Genomic DNA, 13,611 nt, shown 5'->3' with positions numbered 1-13,611 from the left:
TCACCTTTCCCGAATCCGCAAAAGGACCCCACCATGTTCAGCAAGCACGACCAGATCAAAGGCTACGACGACGCACTGTTGGCAGCGATCAATGCCGAAGATGCGCGGCAGGAACACCACATCGAACTGATCGCCTCGGAGAACTACACCAGCCAGCGAGTGATGGAGGCGCAAGGCAGCGGCCTGACCAACAAGTACGCCGAAGGGTACCCGGGCAAGCGTTACTACGGCGGCTGTGAACACGTCGATGTGGTCGAACAACTGGCCATCGACCGCGCCAAGCAGCTGTTCGGCGCCGACTACGCCAACGTCCAGCCGCACTCCGGCAGCCAGGCCAACGCCGCGGTTTACCTCGCCTTGCTGCAAGCCGGCGACACCGTGCTGGGCATGAGCCTGGCCCACGGCGGCCACCTGACCCACGGCGCCAAGGTGAGTTTCTCCGGCAAGCTCTATAACGCGGTGCAATACGGTATCGACACCCGTACCGGGTTGATCGACTACGACGAAGTCGAGCGCCTGGCCGTCGAGCACAAGCCGAAGATGATCATCGCCGGCTTCTCGGCCTACTCGAAGACCCTGGACTTCCCGCGCTTGCGGCAGATCGCCGACAAGGTTGGCGCCTACTTCTTCGTCGACATGGCCCACGTCGCCGGCCTGGTGGCGACCGGTCTGTACCCCAATCCCCTGCCCTACGCCGACGTGGTCACCACCACCACGCACAAGACGTTGCGCGGCCCGCGTGGCGGTTTGATTCTGGCCAAGGCCAATCCCGAATTGGAGAAGAAGCTTAACGCTGCGGTATTCCCCGGTGGCCAGGGCGGTCCGCTGATGCACGTGATCGCGGCCAAGGCCGTGTGCTTCAAGGAAGCACTGGAACCCGGCTTCAAGACCTATCAGGCGCAAGTGATCCGCAACGCCCAGGCCATGGCGCAGGTGTTTATCGAGCGCGGTTATGACGTGGTGTCCGGCGGCACCGACAACCACCTGTTCCTGGTCAGCCTGATCCGCCAGGGCCTGACCGGCAAGGACGCCGACGCCGCCCTCGGCCGTGCCGGCATCACCGTCAACAAGAATGCCGTGCCTAACGATCCGCAATCCCCGTTCGTGACCTCCGGCCTGCGTATCGGTACGCCGGCGATCACCAGCCGCGGCTTCAAGGAAGCGCAAAGCATTGCGTTGGCCGGGTGGATTTGCGACATCCTCGATCATTTGGGCGATGCCGACATCGAGGCCAATGTCGCGCGTCAGGCGGCGGCGTTGTGCGCTGATTTCCCGGTCTACCGCGACTGAGCAATCCACACAAATCCGCTGTAGGAGTGAGCCTGCTCGCGAGAGCGGTGGATCAGTCGCTATTCCTATTGACTGATACGACGCTATCGCGAGCAGGCTCACTCCTACGGGTTCTGCTCCCTGCTGCACAAGGAATGCACCATGAACGCCATTGTCGATTCAGCCAGCAACCTCCCGCCCAAAGTACAGGTCGGCACCAAACTGCGCGGTGCGGACAAGGTGGCGCGGATTCCGGTGAAGATCATTCCCACCGATGAATTCCCGCGCAAACCCGACTGGATTCGCGTGCGCATGCCGATTTCTCCCGAGGTCGAGCGGATCAAACAACTGCTGCGCAAACACAAGCTGCACAGCGTCTGCGAGGAAGCCTCGTGCCCGAACCTTGGCGAGTGTTTTTCCGGTGGCACCGCGACCTTCATGATCATGGGTGACATCTGCACCCGTCGTTGTCCGTTCTGCGATGTCGGCCATGGCCGGCCAAAACCGCTCGACACCAACGAGCCGATGAACCTCGCCGTGGCCATCGCCGAGTTGCGCCTCAAGTACGTGGTGATCACCTCGGTGGACCGCGACGACTTGCGCGACGGCGGTGCCCAGCACTTTGTCGATTGCCTGCGCGAGATCCGCAAACTGTCGCCCGGTGTTCAATTGGAAACCCTGGTGCCGGATTATCGAGGGCGCATGGACGTGGCCCTGGCAATCACCGCCACGGCGCCGCCGGATGTGTTCAACCACAACCTGGAAACCGTACCGCGTCTGTATAAAGCGGCGCGCCCGGGCTCGGATTTCGAGTGGTCGCTGGACCTGCTGCAAAAATTCAAGCTCGCGGTGCCTAATGTGCCGACCAAGTCCGGGCTGATGCTGGGCCTGGGCGAAACAGACGAGGAAGTCATCGAAGTCATGCAGCGCATGCGCGAGCACGACATCGACATGCTGACCCTCGGCCAATACCTGCAACCCTCGCGCAGTCACTTGCCGGTGCAGCGCTTCGTGCACCCGGACACCTTCGCCTGGTTCGCCGAGGAAGGCACGCGCATGGGCTTCAAGAACGTCGCCTCCGGGCCGCTGGTGCGTTCGTCCTATCACGCCGATCAACAACTTCATGGAGGTGCGCACGGTTTCAAGCCATGATTGGGCGACTGGTCATGCCTGGAGCCGTTCCCGATGTTTCGTTCCCCCTGTCTGTTGTTGCTGAGCTTGAGCCTTGCCACGGTGTGCATGGCCGACGCGTCGAGACCTGCGCACATGGTGTACGTGCGCAGCATTGATCCGAGTATCGAGCAGGACATCCGCTACGCCAGCGCCCACAACTTCACCGGGCACCCGCTCGACGGCTACCAGGCAGGCCAATGCCTGCTGTCGGCGGATGCCGCCAAGGCCCTGGCCCGGGTGCAAACGGCGCTGAAGTCCGACGGCTACGGCTTGAAAGTATTCGACTGCTATCGCCCGACCCGCGCCGTGGCGGACATGGGCCGCTTTGCCAACGAACCCGGCGACCCGCTCAAGACCGAGTTCTATCCACGGGTAAACAAGCAGGACTTCTGGCACCTGGGCTACGTGGCGCGGGTGTCCAATCATTCCCGAGGCAACACCGTCGACCTGACCCTGACCGGCCCCGGTGCCCTGCCCGCCGACACCTGGTCGCCTTCGGTGAAAGCGGTGGATTGCACCGCACCTTATGGCGAGCGTTGGCACGACGGCGCGCTCGACATGGGCACCGGATTCGACTGCTTCGATGAGCGGGCGCACACCGATTCGACCTCGATCAACGACACGGCCAAAGCCAATCGCCAGCGGCTGACCCAGGCCATGGCCAAGGAAGGTTTTGTCGGCTACTCCGCCGAGTGGTGGCACTTCACCTACAGCGGCAATCCACAGAAACCGGACGTGATGGATTTCCCCATCACGCCACTTGCGCCATGAACACATTGATTAAAACCCTGTTGCTGCTGGTTGTTCCCCTGGCCGCCATGGCCCAGGGGCTCGACGGCAGCGATCAGTTGATCGTGGTCACCAGCAACAGCTGGGATGACATTCAGGCCACCGCTCAGCGCTATGAAAGACATGGCAAGCGCTTTGAAAAATTCGAAGCGCCATTCGCCGTGGTGCTCGGCAAGAACGGCATGGGCTGGGGCAAGGGCCTGATCGATCCCGGGCAAGCTGAAGGGCCAGTGAAACAGGAGGGCGACGGCAAGGCCCCGGCCGGTATGTTCACGCTGGGTACGGCGTTTGGCTACGCGCCTGCGGCCGACACCCGCGTGCCGTATTTATCGCTGACGCCGACTGTCGAATGCGTGGATGACAGCCAATCAGCCCGCTACAACCAATTGCTCGACGGCGCGGTGGTGGCCAAGGACTGGAGCAGTTCCGAACACATGCGCCGCAGCGATGACTTGTACCGCCAGGGCATATTCATCCAGCACAACACCCCGGCCACTGCCGCTGCGGGTTCGTGCATTTTCTTCCACATCTGGCGCGGGCCCACGGCGCCAACCCGAGGTTGCACGGCCATGGACCCGGGGGATATTGCGCGGTTGTTGCAATGGCTGGATCCGACAAAATCGCCGGTGCTGGTGCAATTGCCGCAGGCGCAATACGAACAGTTGCGTGAGCGTTGGAGCCTGCCCAAGCAATAACAAACGCCGAACCGGTGGCGAAGGGGCTTGCCCCCGTTGGACTGCGCAGCAGGCCTATCTTTTAGGGCCGCTACGCGCCCCAACGGGGGCAAGCCCCCTCGCCACAAACGCCCCTCGCTGACCCCGCTCATCCGCTACCGCCCCCAGGGACGGACTCAGAAGGTTTTGGTCGCACTCGCCACCACGGTCGCCGAGCACAAATCGTCATAGCCGTACCAGCCCGTGCATTCACTTTTGGTCAGGTCGGTGTCGACATAGCTCAGGCCCCAGGTCACGCCGACGAAGTCGCGGGTCACCTTGGCTTCCCACTCGTAATAGGCCTCGCGGTCGTCGCCGTTGGCGGACAGGAAGGCCGGATCCTTGACATCGTTGCGCCCCACGCGCAGTTCCAGGCCGACCTCGGCCGGCAACATGAATTTGTAGCCGACATAGGTGTAAAGCGTGTCCTGGTCGTCGCCGAATACGTTCGGCGTATCGTTCGAGTAATAGGCGCCCAACTTCACGCCATACAAATCGAGAATGGCGTAGACCTCGCTCAGGTTGAATTCGGCGTTTTTCGGGTAGTCGTACTTGATGTAGCCCAGGTCGAGGCTGATCGCGTCGGTCGCCTGCCAGAAATAGCCGGCGTAATACTCAAGTTCTTCCCGTGTATCGAAGCCGCCGCCGAAATCCACGTTGGAAGTCCAGGCGCCAATGTACAGGCCACTGCTGTGCAGCAAGGTCGCGCCGCCCTGCACCGCCGGATCGCCGAGGGTCTGCGAAATGCCACGGGAGCGGTAGTCGCTGACCAGGCCCAGGGTCACGTCGAGGCTGAAGTCATCGTTGAGGGCCACGGCGTGGCTGGTCAAGGGAGCGAGTGCCAGTGCGGCGAGGGTCAATGCTGAAAATGCGTTCATACCGGTCTCTTGTTGTTATGTGTACGGGGGAATTTCAGGCATGGCGATGCCGCGCCCCTCGCGTCACGAGGGGCTGGCAGTTGTTACGTTTGGGCTGTGTGCAGATCAGGACGCGGGGGCGTAGACCTGCTTGCCGGCGAAGTAGGTCTTCAGCACTTTGGTCTCGAACAGATCGTCATCGCTGACCTTGAACACATCGCGGTCGAGGATGATCAGGTCGGCCTGCTTGCCCGGCGCGAGCGAGCCGATCTGCTGCTCCAGGCGCAGGGTTTTCGCGGCGTTGAGGGTGTAGGCGTAGAACATGGTCTGGCGGTCGATGCTCTCCTTGGCATTGAGCACGCCCAGCGGTCCTTTGCGGGTGCTGGCCTGGGCGATGGCGTTGAACGGGTTGTTGCTGGACACCGGCCAGTCGCTGCCACCGGCAATCGTCGCGCCGGCGTTATGCAGGGAGCGCGCGGGATACTGGTAGCCGTAGGCAAATGCGCTGATGTACGGCTTGACCAGTTCCACGGTGTAGGACTCGCCGGTGGCCCACAGCAGTTGCATCGAGGCGATCACGCCCAGTTGCTTGAAGCGTGGAAATTCCTTGGGATTGACCAGTTGCAAGTGCGCGATGCTGTGCGGCACCGGCGTCGGGCTGAGCTTGCGCGCAAAGGCCACGCCATTGAGCGCTTCACGTACGGCGCGGTCACCGACCGCATGCACGTGGACGATCCAGCCGCGCTTTTCCGCCGCCACCACCAGTTCACCGAAGTGCGCAGGATCGATCAACAACTGGCCGTTTTTATGGCTGTTCTTGAAGGGCACGATGACCGCTGCGGTCTGGCCCGGGTATTCGAGAATGCCGTCGGCAAACACCTTGATGCCGGGGAATGTCAGGTTCGGCACGCCTTCGAACTGCTTCATGACCGTGGCAATCACTTCCAGGTCAGCCGGCTTGCTCTTCGGGTTGGTGACCATCAGCGCGGCGACGTGGGCGCTGAGTTCGCCGTTCTGCGCCAGTGCCTTGTACAGGGGCAGCACGCCCACCGTGTCCTTGGTGGCATGGAAATCGAACAGCGAATCTTCGCTGCCGCCGTTGGCTGCGGCGTCCATCCAGGCCGTGACGCCGTATTGGTTGTTGATGCGGACCGCCTCGCGTGCGGCCTTGAGCATGGTCTCCTGGCTCGGCGCTGGAATCGCGCCGCGCACCACGTCCCAGCGCGATTCGGCGAAGTAGCCGTTGGGCGTGAAATCCTCTTCATGACCGATGTAGCCGCGCTCTTTCTCCGGCAGGCTCTTGACCAGTGCGGCGTCGATGTTCAGACGCTTGAGCATCGCGTTGTTGGCCCAGCCGGTGTGGCCGTCGATGCCGCTGAGGACAATCGGCTGATCGGCCCAGCGCCCCTGATTGAACAGCTTGCCGAGCTCGCGGCTTTTTTCCCAATAGGCCGAACTCACCCCGGCCACGCTGATCACATCGCCGGCCCGGGCACGCCCGGCCTTGTCCTCTTCGATCAACCATTGCTCAAGCTCTGGCATCGGTTTGACTTCGTCCAGCAGGTTGGCCTTCATGCTGTCGAACGCGCCCACCACCGGGTGGCTGTGGGTGTCGATCATGCCCGGCATCAGCACCTTGCCGGCCAGGTCGACGCGCTGGGTCTTGTCGTCCGCCAGGGCATTGATCTCGGCGTTGCTGCCGACTTTCAAAATCTTGCCGTCCTGTACCGCGACGGCCTGCACCAACGCCTGGCCGGGCTCGGCGGTGAACACTTTGCCGTTGAACAACACCAGGTCAGCGGCGGCCATCGCCTGCACCGAAGACAAGGCCAGTGCGGCGGCCAACAGGTTTGGAATCAATCGCATCGCAACGCTCTCTCGTTTTTATTGGGCGGATCGGGAAGTGACGGTCTGGGCGCCAGCCTGTGGCGTCAGCCCGAGGAACGGTGGCTTGACCCAGACGACCTTGCCGCCGACCAGCGTCAGCAGCACATCGTTACGGCCCAGTGCTTGTTCGGGGACTTGCATGAAGTTCTTGTCGAGCACGATCAGGTCAGCAAATTTGCCGACTTCAACCGAGCCGAGCACCGCGTCCAGCCTTAGCTGCTCGGCGGCATTGAGAGTGATGCTGCGCAGCACTTCGCCGCGCGACAGCGCCGGATCGGCATTGAGGCGCCCGGCATACTTGGGCCCGTAGCTGTGGGGGTTGGTCGGATCGCCCGAGCGTGTCACACCGACTTTCAGGGCGAGGAACTCATCCAGCGGATCAACCGGCCAATCGCTGCCGAAGGCCACGCGGCCACCGGCATGGGCGATGCTGCCCGAGGGTTCCATGCGCGCAAAACGCGCGGCGCCGAGGTGATCGCTGGTGCCGTCGACGGTGGACGGCGCCTGCTGCGCCCACTGGAATGACATGGTGGCCGTGACATCCAGCGCCCTGAAGCGTGAATAGTCGGCCGGATCGACCGACTCGGCGTGAGCGATGGACGGGCGGAACGGATTGCCCGGCAGTTGCTGGCGCACGTACGCGACGCTGTCCAGTGCGTCGCGCACAGCGCGTTCGCCGGTGGCGTGCAGGTGCGGATCGAAACCGGCCTTGACCGCTTCCAGCATCAACGGATTGAGCACGGCCGGCGGGAAGTACAACTCGCCCAGGTTGTTGCCCGGTGTCCACTGCGGCGCCTTGTCCGTGCCGCTGTTGTGCAGATACGGCGTCAGCATCGCGCCGGTGTCCGCCGGGGCATTGATGATGCCGTCCATGAACAGTTTGACGTGGCGCATGTTCACCCCCGGCGCCACCTTCACTTCGCCTTGGTCATAGGTGCTGGCGAGGGCCTTGGCCTCGGCGATGGTTTTCGCCGGGTCGGCTGCGGCGGCGGCCGGGTCCAGCTTGATCGCCAGCAAGGCCCTTGCGGTCAACTCCCCGGACTGTTGCAGGCGGGTGAAACCCTTGCCGTTTTCCGGGCCGGACATTGCGTCGAAGAAACTGGTGATGCCCTGTTGGCGCATCGCGTCGAGGCCGGCACGCAACTGGTTGAGTTTTTCCGCATCAGAGGCCGGTGGCACCACGGCGGCCAGTGACTCGGCGGCGCCGTCCTCGCAGATGCCATTCGGGTTGCCGGCGCTGTCGCGGCGGTACTTGCCGTCTTCGGGATCGACCGTGTTCTTGTTGATCCCTGCCAGTTCCAGGCCGCGGGAGTTGGTCAGAATGGTGTGGAAATCAGTGGAGCGGACCTGGATCGGACGCTGGGTCTTGAGCGCGTCCAGGGTTGATTTGTCGGCATCGCCATCGAGCCCGGTCATGCCCATGCGGTCCCAACTGCCGACTTCGAGCCACACGTCCGGGCCTTTGTCTTTCTCGGCATCGAGGCAGGCCTGGATGCTCGCCTTAAACTGCGCCCGGGTCATGATCTGGTATTTCAGGTCGCACAAGGTCATGGCGCGGCCGCCATCCCCCGGGTGCATGTGCGCATCGACGAAGCCCGGCATCAGCATGCGCCCGCCCAGGTCGATCAATCGGGTTTGCTGGCCGATGTAGCCGGCGACCCCGGCATCGCTGCCAACATAAACGATCTTGCCACCGGCAATCGCGACGGCTTGCTGTACCGAGTCCTGGCCATCGACGGTGTACACGTAGCCATTGCGCATGACCGTGTCGGCGGGCGTCGCGCCCCATGCCATGCAGGAAAACGCCGTGGTCGATGCAACGGCGATGAACAACCTGGAAAGTCTCAAATGCCTCACCCCTGTTCTTATTGTTTTGAAGCGGCCCGAAGCGACTGCACAAGCCCTTGATAGACAGGGCATACCCTATAGGGCGCGGCGCTCGAATGGACCTCTGCAAATGAGGGGGGTCAGGCAAATAGGTGAAATGGCTGGGATTAATCCCGGCGCATGGACTCCGTCAGCACACCCGGCGAACGCAGGACGGAACCCAGTTCGACCTTGCTTTTCACACCCAGCTGCACGTAGCAATTGCGCAGGTAGGTACGCACGGTCGACGGGCTCAGGGCGAGCATCCGGGCAATTTCCTTGTAGGAGTGGCCGGCGGCAAACAGCATCGCGGCGGTGCGTTCCCGAGGCGCCAGGCCATCCCCACCCGAGGGTGCATCGAGGGACAGGATGACGTGTTCAGCGTTGGGGGTGAGGGTCAGGGCACAGCGACCCAGGCGGATCACGCAGGGGGCTTTGGACAATTGCGCAATCACCTCGGGTGGCAGCGTGGAACCGCTCCAGCCGGGCAGTTCACGCTGGATGGCAACGCACAGCCTGGCCCCCACATACAGCAGAGTGCCGTCCATGCGCGCGACGCCAAAATCGCTCGCGGCGTTTTCGCAGTCGAAGCGAATCATGTCCTGCACCTGAAACCGCCACTGCTGGAACAGGTGATCGCAGAACGCCAAAAACAGCTCGGCTTCGTTCTCCTCGAACGCCTGTTCATGCTCACCCCGGTAGAGGCAGACGAAAAACATCAGGCCGCTTTCGGGCAATTCGTAGGTGATGCTCATCAAGTGATAGAGATCGAAGCGCCGGGCGAAATCGTTGACGGCCTCGCAAGGGTCGTTGAAACCCTTGTCGCACACCACCTCACCGGGACGATTGAGCGTGGCATAGGAAAACTGATCGTTGGCCGCCACCGGATGCCATTCGGCGGCAAAGGTCTCAGGAAGATTGATGCTGCCGTGCATCCAGCTTTGCATGGGCACCTCAGGACCGGGTGCAGACATTTCGCCCCACCAGGCGGATGCGAAGGGCACCAGTTCACCGAATGCCTGCAGACCATCGACGATGAACCGCGACGCCCCGCTCTCCCGCGCCAGCCTTGCCAGGTGCAACACGCACTGGTTGAACGCCTTGAGCGTCGCCATCGTCACGTCACCGCCGACCTTGTTTCCCTCCTTCATCTTTGCGATCCCGTTCACTGCATGGCTGTTCGTTTCGAACATGCCATAGGGCCGTGAGGGGCGTCCAGCGCGCAATGACATCAACAGTTACAAACTGCTGTTCAGCCCGAACAAGTGGGAGCATCCGCACATTGCCAAGGTGTTCAGCGGCGAGTTGTTGCTGGGTGCCCGGCAATTACCCGAAGAGTGCCGCGACCTGCTGTATGCCCAAGCCCAGCGCAATGTCGAATGCCTGCGCAGCTGGATCGACCGCGGATTATTGGCGCCGGTGGACCCGGAGCACCTGATGCTGTTCATCTGGTCCGCGACTCGCACCTACACCAATTTGGGCTGGCAAATGGCGCACATCACCGGGCGCGAGACGCCGCAGGATGAGGATTACGCGAATGCGGCGGCGACCATTACCCGGCTGGTGCTGGGCGGCGTGGTGCCGGTGGCGGTGCGGGAGGAACGGGTTTTGATGTTTGCGACTTGACGCACTACGTGTTGGAGCGAGATTGCTCGCGAAGGTGTCATGACGGCCAATATTGATTTGACTGGCCTGACGCCTTCGCGGGCAAGCCCGCTCCTACAGGGTTAGAGGGTGTGCGCAAATCTGTGAACGACCGAAATTAATGTAGGAGCAAGCTTGCTCGCGATGGCGTCATTACGGCCAATAATGGTTTGACTGACCGGACGCCCTCGCGGGCAAGCCCGCACCTACAAGGGAAATGTGTGGGGGTTAGAAGTGGATGTCTTTGGCCGGGACTACATCGATCCGCGCCACGGAGCCGGTCAGGTGGGCCAGGTCCTTGTTGTGCTCGGCAATGATGTCTTCGGCGGTCTGGTTACCGTTGTCGACGGTGGAATGGGCGTCGCCCGCCAGTACCACGTCGTAGCCCAGTTTCAGGGCCTGGCGCACCGTGGCATTGACGCAATAGTCGGTCTGCAGTCCGCAGATGACCAGGCGCTCGATGCCTTCTTTCGCCAACAGTTTTTTCAGGTCGGTCTGGTAGAACGAATCCCCGGCGGTCTTACGCAAGCGATGGTCCTTGGGCGAGGTTTCCAGCCCTTCGGCCAGTTGCCAACCGGGCGCGCCATGCGCCAGTGGATTACCCGTTTCTTCGTGCTGGATCAGCACCACAGGCACCGAGGCCTTGCGCGCCCGGGCAGACAGGTCATTGATGGTGTTGATAACCCGGCCAATCTCGAAGCATTCGTACTCACCGGAACACAGAGCCTGCTGGACGTCGATGATTAACATGGCGGTGGTCATGATTTCCTTCCTTGAATGTCGAGGGATCAGGGGACGACCATAAGCCCGTCCCCTTCCAGACACAACCCTCAATAACCCAGCGACAACCCGGTGTTGCGCCGTGGGTCGTTCGCCCCGTAGAAGCGGTTGTTGCCTACCGGTTTACCTCCCAGGGATGGCGCGCCCACCAGGATCGCCGCCAGATGGTTGGCATCCTGGGGACCTGCGAACTTGTGGCCCCAGCTTTCAAGGATTTTGATCGTATCCGGGCTGGTGGTGAAGGCCTCCAGGTTGGTTTCTTCCGGCAACCATTGTTGGTGGAAACGCGGCGCGTCAACCGCTTCCTGGATGTTCATGCCGTAGTCGATCACGTTGAGCATGGTCAGCAAGGTCGCGGTAATGATGCGACTGCCGCCCGGCGTGCCGACCACCATCACCACTTTGCCGTCCTTGGTGACGATGGTCGGGCTCATGGACGACAGCGGCGCCTTGCCGGGCGCGATGGCATTCGCCTCGCCCTGCACCAGGCCGTACATGTTCGGCACGCCGATTTTCGAGGTGAAGTCGTCCATTTCATCGTTGAGGATGACCCCGGTCTTGCTCGCCATCACGCCGGCACCGAACCAGTCGTTCAGGGTGTAGGTCACCGACACCGCGTTACCCCACTTGTCGACGATGGAAAAGTGGGTAGTGTTGTTACCTTCATGGGGCGCTACGCCAGGCTTGAGCTCGCTCGATTTCGCCGCTTTCTGCGGGTTGATCGCCTCACGCAGTTTGGTCGCATAGTTTTTATCCAGCAGGTGGGCGATCGGGTTCTTCACGAAATCCGGGTCGCCGAGGTAGCTGTTGCGATCCACATAGGCGTGACGCATCGCCTCGATCTGATAGTGCATACCCTGGGCCGAGTGATAGCCCAGGTCTTTCATCGGATAGCCTTCGAGGATGTTCATGATCTCGCAGATCACCACGCCGCCGGAGCTCGGAGGCGGTGCCGAGACTACGTGGTAGCCACGGTAGTCGCACTCGATGGGCGCCAGTTCGCGGGTCTTGTATTTGTCGAGGTCTGCCTGGGTGATGATGCCCTTGTTGGCCTGGCTGGAGGTGACGATGGCATCGGCCACCCAACCTTTATAGAAGCCGTCGGCGCCTTTTTCGGAGATTTCCCGCAGGGTTTTGCTGAGGTCTTTTTGCACCAGTTTCTGGCCAACCTTCATCGGTTCGCCGTTGCTCAGGAAGATCGAGCCGGAATCCTTCATGTCCTTCTTGAACACGTCGGTGGCGTAGTCCAGCAAGTCGACGTCACCCTGCTCCAGCTCGAAGCCGTCTTCGGCCAGCTTGATGGCCGGGGCGATGATTTCCTTGCGCGGCTTGGTGCCGTACTTCGACAGCGCCAGCTCCATGCCCGACACGGTCCCCGGCACGCCCACGGCGAGATGGCCACGGGTGCTCAGGTCCGGCACGACGTTGCCGTCCTTGTCCAGGTACATGTTGGCGGTGGCGGCCAGCGGCGCTTTTTCACGGAAATCGAGGAAGGTCTTGCGCCCGTCCGCCAGTTGAATGGTCATGAATCCACCGCCACCGAGGTTGCCGGCCGCGGGGTATACCACCGCCAGCGCGTAGCCCACCGCGACCGCGGCATCGACGGCGTTGCCGCCGTTCTTGAGCACATCCACACCCACATGACTGGCCAGGTGCTGGGCCGTGACCACCATGCCGTTTTCCCCGGTGGCCGGGGCGACAGAGGCGGCGTAGGCCGTCAGGCAGCTGAGCGCCAACGAGGTCGCAATCAGCGATTTGGCAAAAGGTTCGTACTTCATGAGTCGGTCTCTTGTTGTTATTGAACACAGGAACGCTTCAAAGTCAGTAGGCAAGTATGGTCGGGATTACGTATTGCGCCTCCCCGTCAGGACAGTATCCTTAACGCCTGTTCAGCAATTTCGCGCGAGCCCTGGCATGACTTATACATACATCACCCTGGCGTCTGCGGTCGGCGAGTTGAAGCTGGTAGCGAACGGTTCCCGACTGGCGGCCATCCTCTGGGAAAACGACAAACCCGGCCGGGTGCGCCTCGGCCCGATGAGCGAAGCGCCGGACAATCCGATCCTGGTGCGCACGGCGGCGCAGCTGGGTGAATATTTTTCCGGCACTCGCGATCGCTTCGATCTGGAGCTGGATTTTGCCGGCACCGAATTTCAGAAGAAGGTCTGGGCGGCGCTGTTGACCATCCCGTTTGGCCAGACCCGCAGCTACAGCCAGATCGCCGAACAGATCGGCAACCCGACGGCGGTCAGGGCGGTGGGCGCGGCGAATGGCAAGAACCCGATTTCGATCGTGGCCCCGTGTCACCGGGTGATTGGTGCGTCGGGCAAGCTCACCGGGTTTGCCGGGGGGCTTGCGGCGAAGGCGTTGCTGCTAACACTTGAAGGGGGACCCGGCACCGCACGGCTGCCAGGCTTTTAACCCTGCTCACATGCGATGCCGCACTCAAGGCCGCCTTCGCCGGCAAGCCGGCTCCTACAGTTAATCGGGGAGATGCCTGAGCTTTTGTAATTGGATGGACTCGCCCAAGCCGAGGCGTCAATGCGCCACGGTGGCAGTCTAAACAGCCAACGACAGCGAGGGCGAGTCCATGAAAAATCATAGTTCGATTCATCAATCCGTGTCTTCTTCTG

11 protein-coding genes and 1 pseudogene are annotated in these 13,611 nt (G+C 62.0%); 6 read left to right on the top strand and 6 right to left on the bottom strand.

Going from position 1 to position 13,611, the window contains the following annotated elements; translation table 11 throughout:
- Positions 1-33 precede the first annotated feature (33 nt).
- The 4 genes from glyA (at position 34) to J1D76_RS18575 (ending at position 3,926) form a co-directional block, all read left to right on the top strand.
- Positions 34-1,290, top strand: coding sequence for a serine hydroxymethyltransferase (glyA, locus tag J1D76_RS18590; protein ID WP_421139734.1), 1,257 nt, complete (start codon positions 34-36; stop codon positions 1,288-1,290).
- A gap of 141 nt (positions 1,291-1,431) precedes the next feature.
- Positions 1,432-2,421: a lipoyl synthase gene (gene lipA, locus J1D76_RS18585; RefSeq protein WP_421139733.1), complete on the top strand. Its 990-nt coding sequence runs from the start codon at positions 1,432-1,434 to the stop codon at positions 2,419-2,421.
- Between the two features lie 33 nt (positions 2,422-2,454).
- Positions 2,455-3,213 (top strand): M15 family metallopeptidase, encoded by a 759-nt coding sequence (locus J1D76_RS18580; protein WP_421139731.1) that lies wholly within the window; start codon positions 2,455-2,457, stop codon positions 3,211-3,213.
- On the top strand, positions 3,210-3,926 hold the full coding sequence (locus tag J1D76_RS18575) for a L,D-transpeptidase family protein (RefSeq protein ID WP_421139730.1): 717 nt from the start codon (positions 3,210-3,212) through the stop codon (positions 3,924-3,926). Before J1D76_RS18580 ends, J1D76_RS18575 begins: the two co-directional genes overlap by 4 nt.
- Positions 3,927-4,081: 155 nt before the next feature.
- On the opposite strand, the gene J1D76_RS18570 is transcribed toward J1D76_RS18575, so the two are convergent.
- The 4 genes from J1D76_RS18570 to J1D76_RS18555 all read right to left on the bottom strand — a co-directional run bounded on the left by J1D76_RS18570 (position 4,082) and on the right by J1D76_RS18555 (position 9,705).
- Positions 4,082-4,822, bottom strand: coding sequence for a TorF family putative porin (locus tag J1D76_RS18570; protein ID WP_421139729.1), 741 nt, complete (start codon positions 4,820-4,822; stop codon positions 4,082-4,084).
- 105 nt (positions 4,823-4,927) lie between these two features.
- Positions 4,928-6,667 (bottom strand): amidohydrolase, encoded by a 1,740-nt coding sequence (locus tag J1D76_RS18565; protein WP_421139728.1) that lies wholly within the window; start codon positions 6,665-6,667, stop codon positions 4,928-4,930.
- Between the two features lie 18 nt (positions 6,668-6,685).
- A complete protein-coding gene (locus tag J1D76_RS18560; protein WP_421139858.1) occupies positions 6,686-8,482 on the bottom strand; it encodes an amidohydrolase in 1,797 nt (598 codons plus the stop codon).
- Between the two features lie 200 nt (positions 8,483-8,682).
- Entirely contained in the window at positions 8,683-9,705 is a 1,023-nt protein-coding gene (locus J1D76_RS18555) for a helix-turn-helix transcriptional regulator (protein WP_421139727.1), read from the bottom strand.
- A gap of 118 nt (positions 9,706-9,823) precedes the next feature.
- On the opposite strand from J1D76_RS18555, the pseudogene J1D76_RS18550 reads away from it, so the two are divergent.
- Positions 9,824-10,180 (top strand): annotated as a pseudogene (locus tag J1D76_RS18550) (TetR family transcriptional regulator C-terminal domain-containing protein); the annotation flags it as partial.
- 246 nt (positions 10,181-10,426) lie between these two features.
- On the opposite strand, the gene J1D76_RS18545 reads toward J1D76_RS18550, so the two are convergent.
- The gene (locus J1D76_RS18545; protein WP_421139726.1) at positions 10,427-10,960 is read right to left on the bottom strand and encodes a cysteine hydrolase family protein; all 534 of its coding nucleotides are present in this window, start codon (positions 10,958-10,960) and stop codon (positions 10,427-10,429) included.
- Between the two features lie 68 nt (positions 10,961-11,028).
- Positions 11,029-12,756, bottom strand: coding sequence for a gamma-glutamyltransferase (gene ggt / locus J1D76_RS18540; RefSeq protein ID WP_421139725.1), 1,728 nt, complete (start codon positions 12,754-12,756; stop codon positions 11,029-11,031).
- A 136-nt stretch (positions 12,757-12,892) separates the two neighbouring features.
- On the opposite strand from ggt, the gene J1D76_RS18535 reads away from it, so the two are divergent.
- Positions 12,893-13,399 (top strand): methylated-DNA--[protein]-cysteine S-methyltransferase, encoded by a 507-nt coding sequence (locus J1D76_RS18535; RefSeq protein ID WP_421139724.1) that lies wholly within the window; start codon positions 12,893-12,895, stop codon positions 13,397-13,399.
- Positions 13,400-13,611 lie beyond the last annotated feature (212 nt).

Origin of the sequence: Pseudomonas sp. NFX15 (assembly GCF_049132105.1) — a bacterium.
Taxonomy (GTDB): domain Bacteria; phylum Pseudomonadota; class Gammaproteobacteria; order Pseudomonadales; family Pseudomonadaceae; genus Aquipseudomonas.
This window is presented reverse-complemented; position numbering and strand designations above follow the sequence as displayed.